Source organism: Nocardia higoensis, from assembly GCF_015477835.1.
Taxonomy (GTDB): domain Bacteria; phylum Actinomycetota; class Actinomycetes; order Mycobacteriales; family Mycobacteriaceae; genus Nocardia; species Nocardia higoensis_A.
This window is the reverse complement of the sequence record NZ_JADLQN010000006.1, coordinates 232,747-255,878: the sequence shown is the minus strand read 5'-3', so window position 1 is coordinate 255,878 and position 23,132 is coordinate 232,747. Positions and strand designations below refer to the sequence as shown.

The 23,132-nt window shown below is 70.6% G+C and carries 18 protein-coding genes; 6 read left to right on the top strand and 12 right to left on the bottom strand.

Annotation, left to right across the window (positions count from 1 at the left end; genetic code table 11):
* Positions 1-31: 31 nt before the first annotated feature.
* The 3 genes from IU449_RS25125 to IU449_RS25115 are packed head-to-tail and all read right to left on the bottom strand — an operon-like array spanning position 32 to position 7,643.
* Positions 32-262 (bottom strand): hypothetical protein, encoded by a 231-nt coding sequence (locus IU449_RS25125; protein ID WP_195004606.1) that lies wholly within the window; start codon positions 260-262, stop codon positions 32-34.
* The gene (locus tag IU449_RS25120) at positions 259-1,200 is read right to left on the bottom strand and encodes a metallophosphoesterase family protein (protein ID WP_195004605.1); all 942 of its coding nucleotides are present in this window, start codon (positions 1,198-1,200) and stop codon (positions 259-261) included. The genes IU449_RS25125 and IU449_RS25120 overlap by 4 nt, the downstream gene beginning before the upstream one ends.
* Positions 1,197-7,643, bottom strand: a complete 6,447-nt coding sequence (locus tag IU449_RS25115) for a type I polyketide synthase (protein ID WP_195004604.1) — start codon at positions 7,641-7,643, stop codon at positions 1,197-1,199. Before IU449_RS25115 ends, IU449_RS25120 begins: the two co-directional genes overlap by 4 nt.
* Positions 7,644-8,037: 394 nt before the next feature.
* Here IU449_RS25115 and IU449_RS25110 point away from each other — a divergent pair, with 394 nt between their 5' ends.
* The 4 genes from IU449_RS25110 (at position 8,038) to IU449_RS25095 (ending at position 12,323) form a co-directional block, all read left to right on the top strand.
* Positions 8,038-8,478 (top strand): SRPBCC family protein, encoded by a 441-nt coding sequence (locus IU449_RS25110; protein ID WP_195004603.1) that lies wholly within the window; start codon positions 8,038-8,040, stop codon positions 8,476-8,478.
* A 14-nt stretch (positions 8,479-8,492) separates the two neighbouring features.
* A complete protein-coding gene (locus IU449_RS25105; protein WP_195004602.1) occupies positions 8,493-9,233 on the top strand; it encodes an ABC transporter ATP-binding protein in 741 nt (246 codons plus the stop codon).
* Positions 9,221-11,716, top strand: coding sequence for an FtsX-like permease family protein (locus IU449_RS25100; RefSeq protein WP_324188427.1), 2,496 nt, complete (start codon positions 9,221-9,223; stop codon positions 11,714-11,716). The genes IU449_RS25105 and IU449_RS25100 overlap by 13 nt, the downstream gene beginning before the upstream one ends.
* A gap of 88 nt (positions 11,717-11,804) precedes the next feature.
* Complete coding sequence (locus IU449_RS25095; RefSeq protein WP_195004601.1) at positions 11,805-12,323, top strand: hypothetical protein; 519 nt, start codon at positions 11,805-11,807, stop codon at positions 12,321-12,323.
* A gap of 19 nt (positions 12,324-12,342) precedes the next feature.
* Here the strand turns inward: IU449_RS25095 and IU449_RS25090 are convergent, their stop codons facing one another.
* Both IU449_RS25090 and IU449_RS25085 read right to left on the bottom strand, forming a co-directional pair.
* The gene (locus IU449_RS25090) at positions 12,343-14,034 is read right to left on the bottom strand and encodes a PQQ-binding-like beta-propeller repeat protein (RefSeq protein ID WP_195004600.1); all 1,692 of its coding nucleotides are present in this window, start codon (positions 14,032-14,034) and stop codon (positions 12,343-12,345) included.
* A 139-nt stretch (positions 14,035-14,173) separates the two neighbouring features.
* Entirely contained in the window at positions 14,174-14,998 is an 825-nt protein-coding gene (locus tag IU449_RS25085) for a phosphoribosylaminoimidazolesuccinocarboxamide synthase (protein WP_195004599.1), read from the bottom strand.
* 288 nt (positions 14,999-15,286) lie between these two features.
* Here IU449_RS25085 and pepN point away from each other — a divergent pair, with 288 nt between their 5' ends.
* Complete coding sequence (gene pepN / locus IU449_RS25080; protein WP_195004598.1) at positions 15,287-17,860, top strand: aminopeptidase N; 2,574 nt, start codon at positions 15,287-15,289, stop codon at positions 17,858-17,860.
* Positions 17,861-17,968: 108 nt separating this feature from the next.
* Here the strand turns inward: pepN and IU449_RS25075 are convergent, their stop codons facing one another.
* The 6 genes from IU449_RS25075 to IU449_RS25050 form a co-directional block, all read right to left on the bottom strand.
* Complete coding sequence (locus IU449_RS25075) at positions 17,969-18,433, bottom strand: DUF5130 domain-containing protein (RefSeq protein WP_324188426.1); 465 nt, start codon at positions 18,431-18,433, stop codon at positions 17,969-17,971.
* The gene (locus IU449_RS25070) at positions 18,420-18,692 is read right to left on the bottom strand and encodes a hypothetical protein (protein ID WP_195004597.1); all 273 of its coding nucleotides are present in this window, start codon (positions 18,690-18,692) and stop codon (positions 18,420-18,422) included. Before IU449_RS25070 ends, IU449_RS25075 begins: the two co-directional genes overlap by 14 nt.
* A gap of 72 nt (positions 18,693-18,764) precedes the next feature.
* Positions 18,765-18,986: a hypothetical protein gene (locus IU449_RS25065; protein ID WP_416382237.1), complete on the bottom strand. Its 222-nt coding sequence runs from the start codon at positions 18,984-18,986 to the stop codon at positions 18,765-18,767.
* Positions 18,987-19,144: 158 nt separating this feature from the next.
* On the bottom strand, positions 19,145-19,381 hold the full coding sequence (locus tag IU449_RS25060) for a hypothetical protein (protein ID WP_195004596.1): 237 nt from the start codon (positions 19,379-19,381) through the stop codon (positions 19,145-19,147).
* 116 nt (positions 19,382-19,497) lie between these two features.
* Complete coding sequence (locus IU449_RS25055) at positions 19,498-21,102, bottom strand: glycoside hydrolase family 13 protein (protein WP_195004642.1); 1,605 nt, start codon at positions 21,100-21,102, stop codon at positions 19,498-19,500.
* A gap of 82 nt (positions 21,103-21,184) precedes the next feature.
* Positions 21,185-21,589, bottom strand: a complete 405-nt coding sequence (locus IU449_RS25050) for a globin (RefSeq protein ID WP_067861213.1) — start codon at positions 21,587-21,589, stop codon at positions 21,185-21,187.
* Positions 21,590-21,800: 211 nt separating this feature from the next.
* Between IU449_RS25050 and IU449_RS25045 the strand changes: the two genes are divergently transcribed.
* Entirely contained in the window at positions 21,801-22,526 is a 726-nt protein-coding gene (locus IU449_RS25045) for an HNH endonuclease (RefSeq protein WP_195004595.1), read from the top strand.
* Positions 22,527-22,548: 22 nt separating this feature from the next.
* Here IU449_RS25045 and IU449_RS25040 read toward each other — a convergent pair whose 3' ends face one another.
* Positions 22,549-23,112 carry an XRE family transcriptional regulator gene (locus IU449_RS25040; protein WP_324188430.1) on the bottom strand — a complete coding sequence of 188 codons (564 nt, stop codon included), beginning with the start codon at positions 23,110-23,112 and terminating at the stop codon, positions 22,549-22,551.
* Positions 23,113-23,132: the final 20 nt, after the last annotated feature.

The following is a 23,132-nucleotide window of genomic DNA, read 5'->3' as shown; positions in this document are numbered from 1 at the left end:
CGGTAAAGGCGCGGCAGGGTGGCGCGATCAGTCATCGCCACCGCCCCAGAAAGACCCGGCGCACGGCGGGACGACACAGGCGCGGCAGGGTGTCGATGTTGTCGCGCAATTGCGGCTCGCAGCATTCGATGTCACGGTCGGGGGCCTGCTCCAGCAGGAGGAGCAGGTCCGCGCACTGCTCCTGCGACAGTGTGTCGAGGGCGGCCAGGTCGCCGCCCAGTTCCCCGGCCAGCCGGGAGCGGGCGGTGGTGGTGTCGGTCATCGTGCGGTTCTCCCTCGGCGGCCGGACATCGGATCGGACAACGCGCTCGCCGCGCGCAGCGCCCCGCCGACCGCGCGGCGGGTCAGCGCGTTACCCGCCCGCCCCGAACGCGCGGGGCCGGGCAGGATTTCCCGCAACAGCGGATCGGGCAGGCCGCGGCGGCGCCATTCGCGCGGATAGCCCAGTGAGACCTCTTCGAAGCGCACACCGTCGTAATGGTCGGTGCGCCGGATGTGCAGGTGCCCGTAGACGACGCAGCGCACGTTGTAGCTGCGGTGCCAATCGGCGGTCAGCTCGGTGCCGCACCACAGCGCGAACTCCGAGCGCCACAGCATCCTGGTCTGCTCCCGCAGCAGCGGGAAGTGATTGATCAACACCAGCGGTCGCGCCGGGTCGAGGTGGTCGAGCCGCTCGCGAGTCAGCTCGACGCGCGCGCGGCACCACTGCTCACGCGATGGGTAGGGATCGTGGGCAAGCAGCGTCTCGTCGGTGGCGACCGTGCCCCTGGCCGCGGCCGCCGCCAGCCCGTCGGCTTTGGTACGGGCACCGCGGGGCAGGAAGGTGTAGTCGTAGAGCAGGAACATCGGCACCAGCGTCACCGGGCCGCCCGGCCCCTCCCACACCGGATACGGATCCTCGGGGGTGAGCACGCCGAGTGCCCGGCACTCGGCGACCAGCCGCTGGTACCGGCCCTCGCCGCGCCGCGCCGCCGGATCGTTCGCGGTGCACCACAATTCGTGGTTGCCGGGCACCCAGATGACTTTCGCGAACCGTTTGCGCAGCGCGGCGAGCACGCCGCGAATGTGCTCGATCCGCTCCCCCACGTCGCCGGCGACGATCAGCCAGTCCTCCGGCGAGGTGGGCCGGATCAGGTCGACCACGTCCCGATTGCCGGGGTGGCCGACGTGCAGGTCGGAGATCGCGAGCACCCGGTTCACGAACGGACCCCGTCGACGGCGGCCACCTCCCCACCGCGCAACCGGCCCATCGAGCCGGTCAGCCGTTCGAGCAGGGGCTCGGGGATCAGGCCGTCCTCGTGGATGGCGGCCAGGCGTTCGAGCAGCATCTCGACCTCGGAGACGATCGGGTCGGCCAGTTCGGCGTCCTGCGGGGTGATCTGGTCGAGCACGTGCCGGGCCAGCAGGTTGACCGTCGGATACTGGAAGATCACCGAATTGGCCAGTTTGACGCCGGTCATCGCGCGCAGGTGGGTGCCCAGTTCGATGGAGCTCAGCGAGTCGATTCCCATCTCGGTGAATTCCCGGTCCGGCGCCACCGCGTCGGGGGACGAGTAGCCGAGCACCATCGAGATCGGGGTCTTGAGCAGGTCGACCACCACCGCGTGTTGTTCGGCCGGGCTCAGGCCCGCCAGCCGCTTGGCCAGTTGCGAGGCGTCGCCGGTCTGCCCGGTGGCGCGCGGGCGCGAGTGCAGCAGCGCACGGAAGAACGGCGGCAGCTCGGCGACCGAGGAGGCCACTCGCAGCAGCGACAGGTCCATGCCGACCGGCACCACGTAGGGCCTGCCGGTGGCCAGTGCGGCGTCGAAGAGTTCCAGGGCCTGCGTGGTCTCGATGGGGGTCACGCCCATCCTGGTCAGGCGAGCGCGGTCCTTGTCGTCGAGCGAGCCGGTGTTGGAGGTGTCCTCGGCCCACCAGCCCCACGCCATCGAGGTCGCTGCCAGCCCTTCGTGGTAACGACGGCGGGCCAGCGTGTCGAGGAAGACGTTGGCGGCGGCGTAGTTCGCCTGCCCCGGCGCGCCGAACGTGCCGGCGGCCGAGGAGAACAGCACGAACATCGACAGATCCGCCTCGCGGGTGAGTTCGTGCAGATGCCAGGCGCCGTCGGCCTTGGCGCCGAGCACCGCGGCCACCTGATCGGGGGTGATCCGGTCGAAGGTGGCGTCGGCGAGGGCGGCCGCCAGGTGCACCACGCCACCCAGCCGGTGTTCGGCGGGCACGCGCGCGAGCACCGCGGCGAGTGCGTCACGGTCCGCGGCGTCGCAAGCCTCGACCCGTACCTGCGCACCGGCCTCGGCGAGTTCGGCGACCAGTTCGTCGACCCCGTCGGCGGCTGGACCGCTGCGGCTGGTGAGCAGCAGATGCCTGGCCCCGTAGGCATGTACGAGATGCCGGGCGATGATGCCGCCGATCTTTCCGGTGCCGCCGGTGACCAGCACGGTGCGCTCGGGGTCGAACGCGGCGGGCCAGGTGAGCACGACCTTGCCGATGTGCCTGGCCTCGCCGAGATGGCGTAGCGCGGCATCGGCCTGACGGATGTCGAAACGAGTCAGGGGCAACGCCGGGACGACTCCGCTGCCCGCCAGGGCGGCGACGTCGGCGAGCAGGCCGGCGAGCGTGGCGCGGTCCAGCGCCCCCAGCTCGAAGGTGTGGTAGCCGACGCCGTGTCCGGCACGCACCTGTTGCGGGTCGCGCACCGCGCCGCGGGCGAGGTCGACGAATCTGCCGTCGCCGCCGAGCAGTCCGAGGGAGGCGTCGGTGAACTCGGCCGGCAGCAGGTCGAGCACGATGTCGATGCCGCGCCCGGCGAAGCGGGTGGCGAATTCCGCCGAGCGGGAATCGGCGAGATGGTCCTCGGCGAACCCCATGCCGCGCAGCACATCCTGCTTACCCGCGCTCGCCGTGGCGTAGACCTCGAGGCCCAGGTGGGCGGCCAGGTGGACGGCGGCGGTGCCGACGCCGCCGGTGGCCGAGTGCACCAGCACCCGTTCACCGGGTTGCGCGGCGGCGATCTCGCGCAAGGCGTAGAGGGCGGTGAGGTAGGCGACCGGCGCGGCCGCCGCCTGCGCGAGCGACCATCCGGCGGGCACGTGGCTCAGCAGTCCCGGGCCGGTCTCCGCGCCGTCGGTGCCGGTGCCGGTCCTGACAGTGACGTCGACGGTGTCGGCGATCTCGTCGACCAAGCCGAAGACCTCGTCGCCGGGCGCGAACGCGGTGACCCCGGCGCCGACGGCGCGCACCACGCCCGCGGCCTCGTGCACCAGCCGTTGCGGCGTGCCCGCGACGGCGTCGAGACCGGTGAGGGCGACCGGGAAGGACAGACCGGCCGCGCGCAGTTCGACCCGCACGCTGCCCGGTGCGGGGCCGTCGCTGACGGGGGTCCGCTCGGCGAGCGCGACGTCGTCGAGATTGCCCGAGGACGGGATGTCCAGGCGCCACGGCCCGCTCAGCCGCCTGCCCACCGCCGCGACGGCATCGAGCCCGGAACGGATGCGCCTGCCGTGGAACACGCCACGGCGCAGCACCAGTTCGGGTTCTTCGAGGCCGAGCGCGGTGGCGAGCTGGTCGAGGGTGATGCCCGCGTCGTCGTGATCGAGCTGGACGATGCGGTCCTGATGCTCGGACTGCGCACTGCGCACCAGGCCCCAGACCGCGGCGCCCGCCAGATCCGCCACCGGTTCGGCCAGGTCGGCGGCCTGCACGCCGCTGCTCAGCAGCACCAGCGTGGTCTCGGTGAACCGCTCGTCGGCCAGCCAGGTCTGCAGCCGGGTCAGCGTGCGCACCAGATCCTCGCGGACCGACTCGGTGGTGCCGGCTTCACGCCAGGCGCCCGCCGTGTCCCGTGGTGCGAGCACCACTTTCGGTGCGGGCGTGCCGTCGGCGACGGCGGCGTAGAGCGCGTCCGGATCGGGGTAGACGGTCAGCCCCGCGGTGTCCGGCACGCCCGGCGGCAGTTCGCCGATCACGGCCCACTCCCCCGGCCGAGCGGTGTAGCGGGTCCGTTGCGCGGGCAGCGACAGCCAGTCGACGCCGAACAGCGAATCCTGTCTGCCCGACAGGCCGCGCTGGGCAAGTGTGCCCATCGAGATCGAACGCACCTGCAGGGTGCCCGCGGCCACCGTGCGACCACTGCTGTCGCCGAGCACCCAGCGCACCCGGTCCGGACCGGCCGGAGTCAGTTTGGCGCGCAGCGCTTTCGCGCCGACGGCGTGCAGTTCGACCCGCTCCCAGGCGAACGGCAGCCGGATCGCACCCGGCTCGGTGGGCATCATCGACGCCACCGCGGCCACGGTCTGCATGGCCGAGTCGAGCAGTGCCGGATGCAGGCCGTACTTGTCGGCGTCGGCCACCGAGTCCGGCAGCGCGACCTCGGCGAAGATGTCCTCGCCGCGCCGCCACACCGCCCGCATGCCCTGGAAGATCGGCCCGTAGTGGTAGCCGAGCGCGGCCAGCGTCTCGTAGGCGCGTTCGGGTTCGAGTGCCTGCTCGGCCCCGACCGGCGGCCACAGTTCGAGGCCGTGCTGATCGTCGTCCTCGGCGCGGGCGGGGCCGGTGAGCACGCCGTCGGCGTGCAGGCTCCACAGGTTCTCCCCCGCCGCGGCGTCCTCGTTCTCCTGGCGGGAGTAGATCGCGATGGCACGTCTACCGGCCTTCGCCTCGCCGATCACCAACTGCACCTGCACCGCGCCCTGGGCGGGCAGCGTCACGGGGGTGTACATGGTCAGCTTCTCCACGCGGGGGCTGGCGACCTTGTCTCCGGCGTGCAGCGCGAGTTCGAGCAGCATCGCGCCCGGGACCAGCACGTTGCCGTGCAGGGCGTGATCGCAGATCCAGCCGTGCGTGGGCACCGACAGCCGGGTGCTGAACTGGAACCGGTCGGCGCCGGGCAGCTCGGCCATCGCGCCGAGCAGCGGGTGGCCGGGATCGGTCAACCCGAGACCGCTGGGCTTGCCGCCGTTGGCGTTGTGCACCGATGCCAGCCAGTAGGTCTGGCGCTGGAACGGATAGGTCGGCAGCGGCACCGCCTGGTGGCACGCCGGATCGTAGATCTTCCGCCAGTCCGGCGAGACGCCGTGCACATGCGCCGTGCTCACCGAGGCGAGGAACCGGCGCAGGCCCGCGTCCTCGCGCTCGATCGAGCCGGCGATCAGGCAACTGTCGGCGAAGGAGCCGAACTGGTCGAGGGATTCGTGCATGGCGGAGGTGAGCACCGGATGGGCGCTCATCTCCAGGAAGGCGTTGTAGCCGGACTGGAAGGCGGCCTGGAAACCGTCGTCGAAGTTCACGGTCCGGCGCAGATTGGCGAACCAGTAGTCGGGCCCGAGATTCTCGGTTTCGAGCACGTCACCGGTGACAGTCGAGAAGAACAGGATCTCGCTCGGCCGCGGAGTGATCGGCGCCAGGGCCTCGCGGGTCTGCTCCGCGATGGCCTCCATGTGACCGGTGTGCGAGGCCACGTCCACCTGGATGCGCCGGGCGCGCAGCCCGTCGCGCTCGCACACCTCGAGAACGCGGTCGACACCGGCCCTGGTACCGGCCACCACGGTGGTCGACGGTGAATTGACCGCGGCCACCTCCAATTCCGGGATGTCGGCCAGCAGCTCGCGCACCCGCCCGGCGGAGGTGTTGATCGAGGCCATCGCCCCGGTGCCGTCGAGCTCGAGCAACGCCCGGCTGCGCAGTGCCACCACGCGCGCGGCATCACGCAGCGACAGCGCTCCAGCGACATACGCGGCGGCCACCTCGCCCTGCGAATGGCCGATGACGCCCGCCGGCTCGATGCCCAGCGAACGCCACAGCCGTGCCAACGACACCATGGTCGTGAACAGCGCCGGTTGCAGCACGTCGATGCGGTCGAGGGTGGGCGCACCGTCGGCTTCGCACAGCACATCGGCCACGGAGAAGTCGACGAATTCGGCAAAGGCGGCATCGCACTCGGCGACGGACGCGGCGAATTCCGCCGACTCGGCCAGTAGTTGCCGGGCCATGCCCTGGTACTGCCCGCCCTGGCCGGGGAAGACGAACACGACACCGCGCTCGGCGAGTGCCTGGCCGCGGATCGGGCCGACCGGCTGCTGCGCGGCCACGGCCGCCAGACCGGCCAGCAACTCCTCGCGGTCGCCGCCGAGCACCACCGCGCGATGATCGAACGTGGCCCGCGTGGTGGCCAGCGCGAAACCGATGTCGGCGTCGCGATACTCCGGGTGCGCGCCGGCGTGCTCGGCCAGGGCGGTGGCCTGCGCCGCCAGCGCCTCCGGGGTCTTCGCCGAGATCGGCCAGAGCACCACCGCCGGCCGCGGCCCGTCAGCCGGGGCGGCCGGAGCGGCAGGGGCGTTGACACGGGGCGGTTCTTCGACGATGACGTGCGCGTTCGTGCCGCTGATGCCGAAGGACGAGACACCCGCGCGACGCGGCCGGTGCCCGGCCGGCCACGGCGTGGTCTCGGTGACCACCTCGACCGCGCCCGTGGACCAGTCCACCGCGCCGGTCGGTTCGGAGACGCCGAGCGAGGGCGGCACCGCCTCGTGGCGCATGGCCTCGATCATCTTGATCACGCCGGCCAGGCCCGCCGCGGCCTGGGTGTGGCCGAAATTGCCCTTCACCGAGCCCAATCGCAGCGGCTGCCCGTCGGGGCGGTCGCTGCCATAGGTGGCCAGCAGCGCCTCCAGCTCGATCGGGTCACCCACCGGGGTCCCGGTGCCGTGCCCCTCCACCACGTCGACATCGGCGTAGCCGAGGCCCGCGTCGGCCAGCGCCGCCTCGATGACCTTGCGCTGCGCATCGGTGCTCGGCACCGTCAGGCCCTTGGTCGCGCCGTCCTGGTTCACCGCCGCGCCACGGAGCAGGGCGAACACCTGATGTCCGTGACGCCTGGCATCGGAGAGCCGTTCCAGCACGAGCACGGCCGCGCCCTCGGACATGCAGAAACCGTCCGCGTCGGCCGAATACGGTTTGCTACGACCCTCTTTGGAGATGGCGCCGTGCTGGCCGAGCGCGTAGAAACCGGTGAGCGTGGACATGATCGACACGCCCGCGGCCAGCGCCAGCGAGCATTCGCCCGCCTTCAGCGCCCGTGCGGCCAGGTGCATGGCGACCAGCGAGGACGAGCAGGCGGTGTCGATGCTCATCGTCGGGCCCTGCAGGCCCAGGGCATAGGAGATGCGCCCGGACAGCACGCTCTGACTCACGCCCGTCGCGACGTAGCCGGGGTCGAGATCCTTCTGGCCGGGGATGAGGTAGGCGTAGTCGCCGCCCATCGCACCGACGTAGACGCCGGTATCGCTGTCGTGCAGCGTGTTCGGGTCGATACGCGCGTCCTCGAGCGCCTGCCAGGTCAGCTCCAGCACGATGCGTTGCTGCGGGTCCATCGCCTTGGCCTCGCGCGGACTGATACCGAAGAACTCGGGGTCGAATTCCCCTGGCTCGTCGATGAATCCGCCCATCGGCGCCATCGCGGCCACCACCTCCGGGGCGGCGATGTCGGCCAGCTCGGTCATCGACCGGTCCGCCGGGAATTTGCTGGATGTGTGCTTCCCGTTGATCACGAAGTGCCACAACGCTTCCGGGGTGTCGATCTGCCCGGGGAATCTGCACGCCATTCCGACGACAGCGATGGGGTCGACTGCGGTTACGTCATCCTGCATGACGGCTCCCGGCCTTTCGGAGAAGTGATGAAGTAGAAACGACGCCGGCTCATTTCCGCACGGCGGAGAATGCCTTCGCGGCAGCTTTGATCGGAATTCGGGAACGGTTCGGCCACTGTGTCGTCGAGCATCACGGCCCGCCGGAACCACACTGGGCGACGACGATGGGGATGCCTCGTGCCGGTCAACGTACAGCAGTGTTCGCCGAACTGCAACGGGTTACAGCCAGGTTCGGAAAAACCTGTATCCGTGACCTCCGGTCACTTGCACAGGTTCGGTGAATCATGGACGCTCGCAACTACGTTCGCGCTGCCACCACCGAGAATCGGTCTCCGGTGCCCCAGGTTTCCCGGGCACGCCGGCACCCTCGGCAGGCGGACATCAGGGAGGATTCATGGCCGGCTTCGAGGTCAGCAGAGCACTGGAAGCGTCCCCGGCGCAGATCTACACGATTATCGCCGACACGAGCACGTGGAGCGATTGGTTCATGCTCCACGAGAGTTTCGCGGAGGCGCCACCGGAGAACATCACAGTGAATTCCCGGATGGTGCAGAACATTCGCATGCTCGGTATGTCACAACGCATCGAATTGACCGTCACCGCGTTCAAGCCGCCGATGCAGCTGATCATCGCCGGCCGCAGCCCGGCCGGAGTCACCTGCGAGTTCAGCTTCGCGATCGAACGCAAGCCAGGAGGTTGCCAGCTCACCATCGCCGGGGCATTCACCGGCGCGATGCTCACCGGCCCGCTGGAACAATCGGTACAGCAGGAAGCGCAGACGCAACTGGTGGCCTCGATCGGCAAACTCGCCGCGCTCTCCGACGTGAACGCCTGACCGGGACGCCGACGATGCCACCGATCATCGAATTGTCCGAGGTCTCCAAGCATTACCGCATCGGCGGCCAGACGGTTACTGCGCTCGACGGCGTCGATTTCGCGGTCGCGCCGGGGCAGTTCGTCTCGGTGGTGGGCCCCTCCGGCGCGGGCAAGTCCACGATGCTGCACCTGCTCGGCGCGCTCGACCGGCCCGACACCGGCTCCATCCGCTTCGGTGATCGCGAGATCGGCGGCCTCGGCGACGACGAGCAATCCGAATTCCGCAGGCACAGCGTGGGTTTCGTGTTCCAGTTCTTCAATCTGCTGCCCACCCTGTCCGCCTGGGAGAACGTCGCGGTGCCCCGCCTGCTCGACGGCAGCGCGCTGCGTTCGGCGCGCGAGCGGGCGGGCGAACTGCTCGAACTGGTCGGGCTCGGCAGCCGCGCCGAACACCGCCCCGCCGAACTGTCCGGCGGACAGATGCAGCGGGTGGCGGTGGCACGGGCGCTGATCATGGATCCGCCGCTGGTGCTCGCCGACGAGCCCACCGGCAATCTCGACTCGGCGACGAGCGCCGAGATCCTGACACTGCTGGCCGAGATCGCGAGCAGCGCGACAGGATCGCGATCGGTGGTGATGGTGACCCACGACCCCGAGGCAGCGGCAAGGACCGATCGTGTCGTCACCCTCGGCGACGGACGGATCGTCGCCGACGAGCCGACGGCCGCGGGCGCCGCGACCGCCGGCCCCGTGGAGCCGCCGTGCGCGCGCTGATCGATCGCTGGCGACTGTTCAGCCTGCGCGAATTCGCCGTGCACCGCGGCCGGACGCTGGCCTCGATCACAGTGATGGCGGTGTCGGCGGCGTTCCTGGTCGCCGTGTTCGGCATGTTCGGCTCGCTCACCGGATCGGTGCACCGGCTGGTCGACGGTCTGGCGGGCGAGGCGAGTCTCGAGGTCTCCGGGATCACCGACTCCGGGTTCCCCGGCACGCTGCACGCCGACGTGGCCGCCGTGCCCGGCGTGCGCGCGGCCGTGCCGATGGTGCGCACGGTCGCGCCGACCTCGGCGGGCTCGGCGCTGGTGCTCGGCACCGACGCGAGCGCGACCGCCCTGGGCAGCGTGCTGCAACCGGCCATCGAGTCCCGGCTGAGCGCGCTGATCTCGGTGCCGGACGGCGTGCTCGTCGGTCCGGGCCTCGGCGTGTCCGCAGGCGATCGCCTGCGGGTCGGCCGCACCGACGTGACGGTGGCGGGCGTGCTCGACGGCGGACAGCTCGGCAGGCTCAACGAGGGTCACTACGTTCTCACCTCGCTGCCGGTCGCGCAGCGGGCGCTCGGACGCACCGATCACCTGGACTCGATCCTGCTGGTCACCGAGCCCGGCGCGGATCCAGCGGACGTCCGCGCCGCGGTAGAGCAGCGGATCGACGGACGGGCGATCGTGGCCGAGCCGACGCTGCGCGCGGTGCGTACCGGTAACGGCCTGCGCATCCTCCAGTACATGACACTGATGGGCGCGGCGCTGGCCTTCATCGTCGCCGCGTTCCTCATCTACACCGCCATGTCGATGGCGATCGCGCAGCGCCGCCGGACGCTGTCGATGCTGCGCGCCGTCGGCGGCCGCAGGCGCACCCTGGCCGCCGACCTGCTCACCGAGGCGGGGGTCATCGGCCTGGCGGGCGGTGTGCTGGGTACGGCGCTCGGCATCGCCTACGGGCGCACGACCGTCGACGCGCTGCCCGTGGCGCTGCTGCAGTCCGTCGAGGCCAGGACCGTGTATTCGGTTCCGGTGTACGCGATTCCGATCGCGCTCGCCGCCGCGGTCGGCACCAGTGTCGCGGCGGCGGCGGTGGCGGCGCACCAGGTGTACAAGGTGTCGCCGGTGGAGGCGCTCGCCCCGGTGGGTGTCTCGGTCGCCGACCGGGTGCCGCTGTGGATGCGCGTCGGCTCGGGGTGTGTCGCGATCGGGGCGATGGGGCTGGCCGTCGTCCTGGTCGCGCTCCGGCTGGGTGACCTGGTCTGGTCGGGCGTGGCGCTGTCGATGTTCTTCGGCGCGGGGCTGTTCGCCTGCTGGGCGGTCACCGGGACGCTGGTCTCGGCGGCGGCGGAGGTGGCGCGGCGGTGCGGCAAGGCCGGTGAGCTCGCGGCGGCCACGGTGCGGCGCGCGCCTCGCCGGGTGTGGGCGACCATGATGACGGTGTTCATCGCCGTGGCCATGACGGTCACCATCACCGGCGCCAACAGCGACATGCTCGGCGCGGTGCGCGGCTCGATCGGCGCGGTCGACGAGGTGGACCTGCTGGTCGCCGCCAGACCGGCCGACCAGATGCCCACCGACCCGGCGCTGCCCACCGACGCCGCCTCCCGGATCGCCGCGCTGCCGGAGGTCGAGCGGGTCGTCGAGGGCCAGCTCGCCTATGCCACCCTCGGCGAGGAACGCATCATCCTGTACGGGCTGGCGCCCGGCGCGATCAGTCCCCTCTACGCCGATCTGTCCCCGGCGGCCAGGGAAGCGGTGATCAGCGGGCACGGCATCGTGCTCTCCCGCGACCTGAGCCGGACCCTCGGTGTGACCGAAGGCGATGCGCTGACCATGCGCACTCCGTCGGGGCAACGGCAACTGCCCGTGGTCGGGGTGGTCTCCTACTTCTCCGCGCTCACCGGAAACGCCGCCATCGGACTCGAGCAGATGCGCGACTGGTTCGACCGGCCCGGATCCACCGTGCTGCAGATCGACGGCCGCGACGATATCGGCTCCGAACAACTGCGCGCGGCCGTGCGCGCGGTGGTCCCCGCCGACACCCACGTCTTCACCGGGCAGGAGTCGCTGGCCGGAGTGGACAGCGCGATCCGCCAGGGCGCCGGGGTCGCGAACGCGGTGTGGGTGATCGTGGTGCTCATCGCCGCCGTGGCCCTGCTCAACACGCTGGGCCTGTCGGTCCTCGAACGCAGACGCGAACTGGGCGTGCTGCGCGCGATGGGGGCGACCCGGCGCGTGGTGCTGCGCACGGTGCTGGCCGAGGCGGTCGGCATCGGCGTCGTGGGCGGGGTGCTCGGCCTCGGCTTCGGCGCGCTCAGCCAGCTCTTCTTCGACCGGATCACCCCCGACATCATGAATCTCGACGTCGCCTACCGGCCGGGGCCGATGATGGTGGTCTTCGCGCTCGGGGCGATCGCGCTGAGCCTGCTCGGCTCCATTCCCCCCGCCGTCCGCGCCGCGCGGCTGGACATCATCGAGGCCATCGGCACCGAATGAGCCCACCCCGTCCGTCCACCGCGACCACGACGGCGACTCCAGCCGCACGCACTCCAGCGACAATCACGCCGCCGACGAGAGGACCCCGATGAACCTTCCCAGGCCACGCCTGTCCCGCGCCGCGCTCGCCGCTTGCCTCGCCTCGGTCGCGGTGCTCGCCGCGGGCTGCGGCGGGTCCGATGCCGACGAGGCGACCGTGTCCGCCGAATCCGCGACGACCGCCCCCGCCGCCGGAGCGCAGCAGCCACCGGTGCCGCTGCCCAGCCCCGCGGACCTCAACGCCGGTTTCCAGCTCGCGCTCGACCCGGACACCCCCGCCACCCTGAAGACCGGTGCGGTGCAGGGCGCCGACGCCGACCCGACGCTGATCGACAAGCTGGCCCAGGCTTCCCAGGCCAACGGGATCACCTTGACGATCGTCTCGGTGGACTACCAGGGCGACGCTGTCCTGCAGGCCACCGCGGACATGACCCTCGACGGCAAGCCGGTGCAGGGGCCCACCCTCATTCCCTTCGTCGCCGAGGACGGGCGCTGGAAACTCCAGCTGGCCTGGGCGTGCCAGATGCTGGCCAACACCCAGACCACCTCCCCGGCCTGCGCCGCCTAGCGCACGAGGACGATCGGCGTCACGGGCGGGCGACGGCCTGCAACGGCCGGTAGGGCGAACTGCCGTCGCTGCTGAGCACGAGATAGACCTCGGGCAGGGCGAACACCTGCAGCGACGGCCCAGAACGCTCGACGACGGCCACGCCCGCGTGGGATTCGGCGCCGGTGCGCAGGTCGAAGGCGCCCAGGCCGAGCACCCGGAAATTGTCGACGACCACCATCACGCGGTCGCCGTCGGCGACCAGCGCGTCGGGATCGTCGTCGAGCAGGTCGCCGGTCCAACGCCTGGCGCCGGTGGCGAGGTCGTGGGCGAGGAGCCGGTAGCCGTTCTCGCTCTCGGCGCGGGCGACGGCGACGAGCGTGTTTCCGGTCACCACCGTCCTGGTGACCGGGGCAGCGTCGAACCCGGCGAGGTCGACCGGCCGCAGGGGCATCAACTCCGGATCTGCGGTGCCGGTGCCGGTCTCGATGGTGGCGGTGACCGCGCCGGTGTCGTCGAAGGCCACGAAGGCGGACCGGCCGCGTCTGCCGTTCTCGGTGACGTGCACGACGAGTGGTTCCGAGGCGATCCGGGTGACCCGGCGAGCGCCCTCGAACGGGACGGCCACGGTCCAGGCCACCGCACCGGTGTCGGGGGCGAGCGCCCACAGTGCGGGCCCACTGTCGTCGGCGGACTCGGCGCCGGTGCAGCGGTCCACCGCGACGACCACATAGCGCCCCGCGGCCAGCCACGGAGTGCCGCAGGCCGATTCCGGCAACCGGAACTGCCAGCGGGGCGCGCCGTCCCGCAGGGCGAACCCGTGCACGGCGTCCTCGCCCAGTGCGACGGCGGTGCCGCCGGTGACGGCGAGTACGTCGGGGCCGTCGACGAGCCCGCCGGGCACGGTGGATTCCCAGAGGGTCCGCCCGGTCGCGATATCCACCGCCCCGAAACCGGCGCAGGGAGCGTTCTCGTCGTGCCGGGCGACCAGCCCGATTCCCTCGGGAGCCGTCCGGCTCATCGCGCACAGCACATCCCGGTCCGGGAAGACAGCCGACCAGCGTGTCGAACCCGAGGCGACGTCGAATGCCGTCAACCCGTCGAAGGCGACGCGCACGGCGGTGCCCGCCTCCGCCGCGGTGTGCCAGAGGCCGCCGGTCTCGCCGTCGTCCGTGCGATCCGAGGGCGCGGCCCAGGCCGGCTCCCAGGTGTCGCCGTGCAGTTGGCCGAAAGCGATCGCCGCCGGATAGATCGCGAGCACCGCGGCGACCGCGCCTGCCAGCGCGCCCGCCAGCCGGGTGCGGATCAGCGCGAACAGGAGCAGCGGAACGAACGCCATCAGCCCGAACAGCGAGATGACGAAGATGGTGCCCCAGTACCGGGGACAGTCCCCGTAGCTGATCCCCCTGCTGGTGCCACACGACCCGCCCGACTCGCGGGAGATGGCGATCCAGTCGAGCACCTGCCAGGTCACCATGAATCCGACGACCGCCGCGGCGAACGTCCCGAACAGCAGCCACGCCGGGGTATTCCACCGGCCCGACGTCGTCGGGTCGGCTCCGCCCCGTCCGGCCTTGCGCAACTGCGGCTTCGCCCGTCCGGTCCGGCCGGTCCTCCCCCGACCGGCACCGCCTTTGCCCGCGCCCCTCGTGCCGGTGCTCCCCCCGCCGGACTTCGCCTGCCTCGGATCACTCTGCTCGGGCGTGCCCGGATCGGTGCCTGCGCGCCTCATGTCCCGCCTCCCTGTCGCGCGGCCCTCGGCCACGGACATCGGGGAGTATCGCACCGCCGAGGCTCGCCTGTCAGCGCGAATCAGGATGCGGCCGAGCACGAGGACCGGCCCCGCGTCCCTCCCCTCGGCCGCGTGGCGATCAGCCCCAGGCGCGACCGGTGATGAGTTCGTAGGCCTCCTGGTACTTGCGCCGGGTGGCCTCGACGATGTCGGCGGGAATCTCCGGGCCGGGCGGTTCCTTGTCCCAGCCGGTGGAGGTCGCCCAGTCGCGGACGAACTGCTTGTCGAAGGAGGGCTGCGAGCGGCCGGGCTTCCACTGGTCGGCGGGCCAGAAACGCGAGGAGTCCGAAGTGAGGACCTCGTCCCCGAGGGTGAGCACGTCACCGTCCCAGCCGAATTCGACCTTGGTGTCGGCGATGATCACGCCGTTGCCCGCGGCGTGTTCGGCGCCGCGGCGGTAGATCTCGAGGGTGCGCTCGCGCAGCGCCTCGGCGACCTCGCGGCCCTCCTGGTTCACCACGTCGGCGAAGGTGATCGGCTCGTCGTGGCCTTCGGAGGCCTTGCTGGTGGGGGTGAAGATCGGTTCGGGCAGCTTGTCCCCGTCGCGCAGTCCGGCCGGCAGCGTCACCCCGGACACCGTGCCGGTGGCCTGGTACTCCTTCAGGCCCGAACCGGTCAGGTAGCCGCGGGCGATGCACTCCACGTGCAGCATCCGCAGCGGCTTGACCCGCACGGCGCGGCCGCCGAACTCCTCGGGCACGTCGACGGTCGAGACGATGTGGTTGGGGATGTCGGTGAAGAAGTCGAACCACCAGTTCGACAGCTGGGTCAGCAGCGCGCCCTTGCCGGGGATCGGCGTGGGCAGCACCACGTCGTACACCGAGACCCGATCGGAGGCGACCAGCAGCAGGGTGTCGCCGTCCTCGTACAGGTCACGCACCTTCCCGGCGTGCACATGCTTCACCGTCGAGCCTCCGCATCCGTGGGTTGTCGCCCGGCCGTCGGGCAGGCAAACAATACCGCCCGCCCTTTCCCTTCCCCGTGGCCGCCGTATCCACGGCCACTGCGACGCCCGCCCCGCCACCGTGCTCCGGGGCGGGCGGATACGGGTACCTGTCCGTCATGGGGCAGTGCCCGCGCCGGAGGTGGCCGATAGGGTTGGGCCCACAGTCCGCGTGACGGGTCCGCAGGTCGGCGCCGCCGCGTCGCGGACGACATTCGTGCCGTGTTCGTCGAAGAGCGAAGGAGTTCCATGTCCGCCCCGAATCTCACCCGCGACCAGGCGATCGAGCGCGCCGCCACGGTCGCCGTCGAGAACTACCGCATCGAACTCGACCTCACCGACCAGAGCGCAGGGGCGAGCACCTTCGGGTCGCGCACCACCGTCACGTTCACCGCGAAGCCGGGCACGAGCACGTTCATCGACATCGTCGCCGCGCGGGTCCGCTCGGCCGTGCTCAACGGTGCGGCGCTCGACGTGGACTCCTACGACGAGTCGACCGGCATCACGCTGCCGGATCTGGTCGAGCGCAACGAACTCGTCGTCGAGGCCGACTGCGAGTACTCGCACACCGGCGAGGGCCTGCACCGCATGGTCGACCCAGCCGACAACGGCGTCTACCTGTACTCGCAGTTCGAAACCGCCGACGCCAAGCGGATGTTCGCCTGCTTCGACCAGCCCGACCTCAAGGCCACCTTCGACATCACCGCCACCGCGCCGCTGGACTGGCAGGTCGTCTCCAACGGGGCAGGCGAGCGCACCGACGACGGCGCCGTCGCCACGCATACTTTCGCCACCACCCCGGCGATGAGCACCTACCTGGTCGCCATGATCGCCGGTCCGTACGCCAAGTGGACCGACACCTACCGCGACGAGCACGGCGAGATCCCGCTGGGCCTGTACTGCCGCGCCTCGCTGGCCGAGCACATGGACGCCGAGCGGCTGTTCACCGAGACCAAGCAGGGCTTCGGCTTCTACCACCGCAACTTCGGCGTGCCCTACGCCTTCGGCAAGTACGACCAGCTGTTCGTCCCGGAGTTCAACGCGGGCGCGATGGAGAACGCGGGCGCGGTCACCTTCCTCGAGGACTACGTGTTCCGGTCCAAGGTCACCCGCGCCTCCTACGAGCGCCGCGCCGAGACCGTCCTGCACGAGATGGCGCATATGTGGTTCGGCGATCTGGTCACCATGAAGTGGTGGGACGACCTGTGGCTGAACGAGTCGTTCGCGACCTTCGCCTCGGTGCTGTGCCAGGCCGAGGCCACCGAATACACCAGCGCCTGGACCACTTTCGCGAACGTGGAGAAGTCCTGGGCCTACCGGCAGGACCAGCTGCCCTCCACCCACCCGATCGCCGCCGACATCCCGGACCTGGCCGCGGTGGAGGTCAACTTCGACGGCATCACCTACGCCAAGGGCGCCAGCGTGCTCAAGCAGCTGGTCGCCTACGTCGGGTTGGAGCCGTTCCTGGCCGGGCTGCGGGCCTACTTCGCCGAGCACGCCTACGGCAACGCCACCTTCGACGACCTGCTCGGCGCACTGGAGAAGTCCTCCGGACGCGATCTGTCCGGCTGGGGCGCGCAGTGGCTCAAGACCACCGGCCTGAACATCCTGCGCCCGGAGTTCGAGGTCGCCGCGGACGGCACCTTCAGCTCGTTCGCGGTCGTGCAGGAGGGCGCGCAGCCCGGCGCCGGTGAGCAGCGCGTGCACCGGCTGGCGATCGGCGTCTACGACGACGAGGGCGGCAAGCTGGTCCGCACGCACCGGGTGGAGCTGGACCTCGACGCCGCCGAGCGCACCGAGGTGCCGGAGCTGATCGGCGTCGCGCGGGGCAGGTTCGTGCTGATCAACGACGACGACCTCACCTACTGCTCGGTACGCCTGGACCCGGAATCGCTCGAGGTGCTGGTCAATCGCATCGGCGACATCGCCGAGCCGCTGCCGCGCACGTTGGCCTGGTCGGCGGCCTGGGAGATGACCAGGCAGGCCGAGCTGCGCGCCCGCGATTTCGTCGCGCTGGTGCAACGGGGCATCGGCGCGGAGACCGAGATCGGCGTGGTGCAGCGGCTGCTCATGCAGGCGCACACCGCCCTGGGCAGCTACGCCGATCCGGTCTGGGCCGAAGGGGTCGGCTGGACCGAGTTCGGCGACCGGCTGCTGGAACTGGCGCGGGAAGCCGAGGCGGGCTCGGATCACCAGCTGGCCTTCGTCAACGCGCTGCTGGGCGCGCGCCTGGAGGCCAGGCACACCGAGCTGCTGCGCGAACTGCTCGACTCCGACCCGGCGACGGTCGGCCTGCCCGGTCTGGTGGTGGACACCGACCTGCGCTGGCGGGTGATCGGCGCGCTGGCCGCCGCGGGCGAGATCGACGCCGACGGTCTCGCGACTCCGGTCATCGACGCGGAGCTGGCCGCCGACCCGACCGCCACCGGCAAGCGTCAAGCCGCCACCGCGGCGACCGCCCGCCCGCAGGCCGAGGTCAAGGCCGATGCCTGGCAGAAGGCGATGCACGACGACTCGATCCCCAACGCCACCACCCGCGCCATCGTGGCCGGATTCGCACCTGCGGGCCAAGGGGAACTGCTGAAGGACTACGTGGGCAAGTACTTCGCGGAGATCCCGGAGGTCTGGGAGCGCCGCTCCAGCGAGGTCGCCCAGACCGTCGTCGTCGGCCTGTATCCGGCGTGGGAGATCACCGAGCAGGCCGTGGCCACGGCGGACGAGTTCCTGGCAGGCGATCACCCGCCCGCGCTGCTGCGGCTGGTGTCCGAGGGCAAGGCCGGCGTCGAGCGCTCGCTGCGGGCCCGCGCCTTCGACGCGAAGTAGGGCCGGGAAACGGCAACGGCGCGCTCACCCCGAAGGATGAGCGCGCCGTTTCGCGTCCTGATGTCGCCGCTGCGAGCCCGGATTCGCGAAATGCCGCGAGCAGGCTTCTCAGCGACCGATGGCGGCGGCCATCACGCGCACCGCGGAGACCAGTCCGTCGATCAGTTTGCCCTGTCGGATCGAGCTGAGCGCGGCGGTGACGCCGAGCTGGCAGACCCGGTCGTTGGCGCGGTCGGCGATCTCATGGCCGGAGCGGACCTCGATCACCTTGTCGTTGGGCGAGACGGCGATGAGCACCGAGCGCGACGCGTCCGGGGTGGTCGCGAACAGCTCGTCGACCGCGGCGGAGGCGTCACCGGCCAGATCGCCGATGTAGATGGTGAAGCGCACCTTGGTGGCTCGGGTCGCCTCGATCAGCGCGTTGTCGACAGCCAAGCGCTCGTCGTCGCTGAACGGCGCCTCGACGAACACCGCGCCCGCCTCGTGCACGCCGGAGACCCGGCCGCTGCTGGTGAGGACGTATCCGTGCGGAAGGTCGGCCTCGACCACCGCGGGCCACTTAGAACTTGCCACTTGCCCGGCCTCCGATCAGCTCCTGGGCGGATTCGATAGCCGCATGACTGCCATGCGGTGCGACGTCGTGGTGACCGTGACCGATCACCTCGTCGGTGGCACTCCACAGCACCGGCTCATGAGTCCACTTCTGTCCCAGGTCGAAGTGAACCGGCTTCTCGCCGGGCAGCGGCTTACCGAGATACGACAATCCGGCGATCGCCGCGTAGATCACCAGCGGGATGCCGAGGAAGATCAGCACTGTCTCGAGAATGCTCACGGTTCAAAGGTAGACGATGCTGTGTAGTAGACGCGCGTCCGGGCGGGAAATACGGCCCCGTGTCCAGCCTGATCAGTCCTTGCCGAACCGCTGGAAAGCAGCCTGCCTGCTGGTATCCAGCGCCATCCCGATGACGGTCCAGGAATCCCCGGCTGCATGGGCGTCCTTGACGGCGGCGCGTAGCTCGGCCTCCGCCTCCGCCACCTTCTTGCGGGCCGCGATAATCCGCCGGAAACTCTTCGCGTCCTTCGCCGGATTCTTGCCGGGGTCCAGTTGGTCCAAGCCTGTAGCCACGGCGGGCAACGCGGACTCCGAGTTGCTGACAGGGCCCTGATCGGGTGTAGCCGTGTCGGCCCGACGACTCAGGGAACCACGGCGGGTAACGCCTCCGGGCTGAGCCACACGCGGGTTTCGCTTGGCTGCCCCCTTCTTGTTCTTCGTCTGCATCTCGATCACCTCAGGTAGTCGTGGAATTTCGGCCTCAGCCAATCGGCGTGAATGATCCGGTTCGGGTCTCCGGCTGGAACGGCCACGAGTTCGAGTAATCGCCCTGCCAGGTCCGGTCCGATGATCAGTAACCGTTCATCGCCCTTGTACTCGTACTCCACGTACCGCAGTGCGTTTTCGTACGCGTGAAGGATGTCGGCATCGGTTATGCCGTGCTTGCGCGCCGACGCCGTGATGTTCACGCGTCAAGACTACCTTTACAGCCGGACAGTCTGTCAAGGCAATCTTGACAGGCGCTCTCCGAACTGCGACTCGCCGCAGTCGGCCGGCAAGCTGCGCCTGCGATGTCGCGGTGGACTCACACGAGCAACGCTGCGGCATTCGGCGCCAACCGCCCGTCCGCCGAGGGCGCGCTGGAGAGCAACAACTCCCCGTGCGGCAACACAACCGGCTCGTCGGTGGTGTTGAGCACGCACACCAGTCCGCCGGGGCGCCGAAAGACCAGCACGCCGGGAGCGGCGGCATCGATCCATTCGACCATGTCGCCAGCGAATTCCGTTCGGCTGCCACGCAATTCGATGGCGGCGCGGCACAGGGACAGCATCGATCCCGGGTCGCGAAGCTGGGACTCGACGGTCAGTCCGGCCCACTCCGGCGGGATCGGCAGCCAGGAGTCCGGGCCGGCGGTGAAGCCGAACGGCGGGGTGGTCCCGCGCCACGGGATCGGCACGCGGCACCCGTCCCGGCCGCGTTCGGTGTGGCCCGATCGCTCCCAGACCGGATCCTGCAGCACGTCCTCGGGCAGGTCGTCGACATTGGGCAGCCCCAGTTCGGAGCCGTTGTAGAGGAAGACCGCGCCGGGCAGCGCGAGTTCTACCAGCACCATCGCCCTGGCCCGCGCGAGCCCTACCGCCCCGCCGCCGTAGCGGGTGACCTCGCGCTCGATGTCGTGGTTGGACAGCGTCCAGGTGGCCGGAGCCCCGACCTCGGCGACCGCCGCCAGCGAGTTGTGCACCGCCTCGCGCACGGCCGCGGCGTCGAACGGTGTCTCGGCGAGCCGGAAGTTGAACGCCAGATGCAGTTCGTCCGGGCGCACGTACTCGCCGAAGCGGACATTGTCGTCCACCCACACCTCACCGATGACGACCGCGTGCGGGTACTCGTCGAGCACCTTGCGGATGCCGCGGTGGATGTCGTGCACGTCCGGATTGTTGAAACGCGGGTCGCTGTCGTCGTGGATCAGCATCTTGGTGTTGACCTGCGCGAGGTCGGGCAGGTCGGCGGGCTTGGCCATGCCGTGCGCGACGTCGATGCGGAACCCGTCCACCCCGCGGTCGAGCCAGAATCGCAGGGTCTGCTCGAAATCGGCGACGACCTCGGGATTGTCCCAGTTCAGATCGGGCTGTTCGGGGGCGAACAGGTGCAGGTACCACTGGCCCGGCCGCCCGTCCGGTTCGGTGACCCGGGTCCAGGCCGGGCCGCCGAAGATGCTCGGCCAGTTGTTGGGCGGCAGTTCGCCCTGCGCGCCGCGGCCGTCGCGGAAGAGGTAGCGGGCGCGTTCCGGGCTGTCCGGCGCGGCCGCCAACGCGGCGGCGAACCAGGGATGACGGTCGCTGGTGTGGTTGGGCACCAGGTCCATCGTGATCTTGATGCCGCGGGCGTGGGCTTCGGCGACGAGCGCGTTCATCGCCGACATGCCGCCGAAGAGCGGGTCGATGTCTCGCGGGTCGGACACGTCGTAGCCGCCGTCGGCCATCGGCGAACGCATCACCGGGCAGATCCACAGGGCGTCGACGCCGAGGTCGGCGAGGTAGCCGAGCCGGTCGCGGATACCGCCCAGATCGCCGACGCCGTCGTCGCCGGAGTCGGCGAACGAGCGCGGATAGACCTGGTAGAAGACCGCCGAGCGCCACCAGGTGCGGTCGCGATCGGCGGCGGGTTCGCTGTCGGGCGCCGGTGTCAGTCCGTCGAGGCTCACCCCGCCATGGTGCCGGAACCCGCCGCCGGACGCGCGACAGGCGTGCGGACGCTCACACCCGACTCGGTCAGATCGGCGAGTTCATCAGCGAGTTCGCGGCCATCTCGAAGTAGTCCAGCAGCGCCTTGCGGTGCTCGTCGTCGAGCACGTCCGGTTCGATCTCGGCGATCGCGATACGCATGCAGCGCAGCCAGGCGTCACGCTGCAGCGGGCCCACCGTGAACGGCATGTGCCGCATCCGCAGCCGGGGATGTCCGCGCTCGTCGGAGTAGGTGCGGGGGCCGCCCCAATACTGTTCGAGGAACATCCGCATGCGCCGTTCGGCGGGACCGAGATCGGCTTCCGGATAGAGCGGGCGCAGGATCTCGTCGGCGGCCACCTCGCGGTAGAACACCGCGACGAGGCGGTGGAACGTCTCCGCACCGCCGACCGCGTCGTAGAACGAGGTCGCCGTCTGTTCGCCGGAACTCATCGGATCCTTTCGATCGCAGGTAACGCCACGGTCCATTGTGCCCGCGCGCGCCGGGCCGCGACGGGCGCAGGGCTCGCGCAGGTCGCCGGTGGGCCGCGCTTCGACGGCAGTTCACCGAACATTGTGCGAAATCACCGTGCAAACACCCGGGGTTCATGGTCAGATTGTTGGCAGTCTTTCCACCTCGAGATGACCGAATCGGGGTCACCGAATGAAGCAGCGACACGGCCGATCACCGGAGGCCAGGACCCATCGACAACTGAAGCCCGCCGACGTCCACAATCGTGGGTCGGGGGCTATTCCGCTGCATATTCTGTCCGACCATCACCCGGGACCATCCCATCCCGGTGACGCTTCCCGCCGTGCCGAGCACGGCCATCTCGTTCCGGTGCCGAACGGCGCCGATTCTCTCGCACTCGGTTGGTCCAGGCGCCGGGTGCTTCTGCTGAATGCCACCTACGAGCCGCTGACCGCGCTCTCCGCCCGGCGGGCGATCGTCCTGCTCATCTGCGACAAGGCCGACACCGTGCACCACGATCCCGAAGGATCGACCGTGCGTTCCGCGGGGGCGGAGCTGACCGTGCCCTCGGTGATCCGCCTGCGCACCTATGTGCGTGTGCCCTATCGCGCGCGGGTGCCCATGACCCGGGCCGCGCTCATGCACCGCGACCGCTACCGGTGCGGTTACTGCGGCGGCAAGGCCGAGACCATCGACCACGTCGTGCCGCGCAGCCGCGGTGGCGAGCACTCCTGGGAGAACTGCGTCGCCAGCTGCGCGCCGTGCAACCACCGCAAAGCCGACAAGTTGCTCAGCGAGTTGGGCTGGACGTTGCGCACACCGCTCGTCTCCCCCAAGGGCCCGCACTGGCGGCTGCTGTCCACCACCGCCGAACTGGATCCGGTGTGGTTGCAGTACCTCGGCGAAGGGGCTGCCTGAGGGTTCGGAGGCGGTAGAGCCGTCAGGGGGTCTCGACGACCATCGTCGCCCAGGTCCCCGATTCGAGCGCTTCGAAGACATGGCCCGCGTCGCCCGGGTAGGAGATGTAGTCGCCGGCGTGGAGTTCGATCGGTTCGTCGGCCGGCCCGACCCGCGCTCGGCCGGCGGCGAGCAGGATGTGCTCGATCACGCCCGCCGTGTGCGGCTGGGAGACGCGGGCCCGGCCGGGTTCCGCGGTGATGCGGTAGACATCGCGGCGGGCGTTCGCCGGGCCCGCACTGAGCAGGGTCGCGCGGTAGTCCGATTGTTCGGCGGCCACCACCGGCCCTTCGCCTGCGCGGATGACCTGGACGGCCGGGCGGGGCGGGTCGAGCAGCCGGGAGAACGGCATGTCCAGGGCTACGCACAGCGCCCACAGTGTTTCGATACTGGGATTGCCGTTGCCCGATTCCAGTTGCGACAGCGTCGATTTCGCGATTCCCGCGCGCTGGGCGACTTCGCTCAGCGACAGGCCCGCCCGCGCCCGCTCCCGGCGCAGCGATCGCGCGATGATCTCCTGCGGGGCCGCCGGGACGGCACCCGCCACCTGCGCCGCGGCGCCCGCGG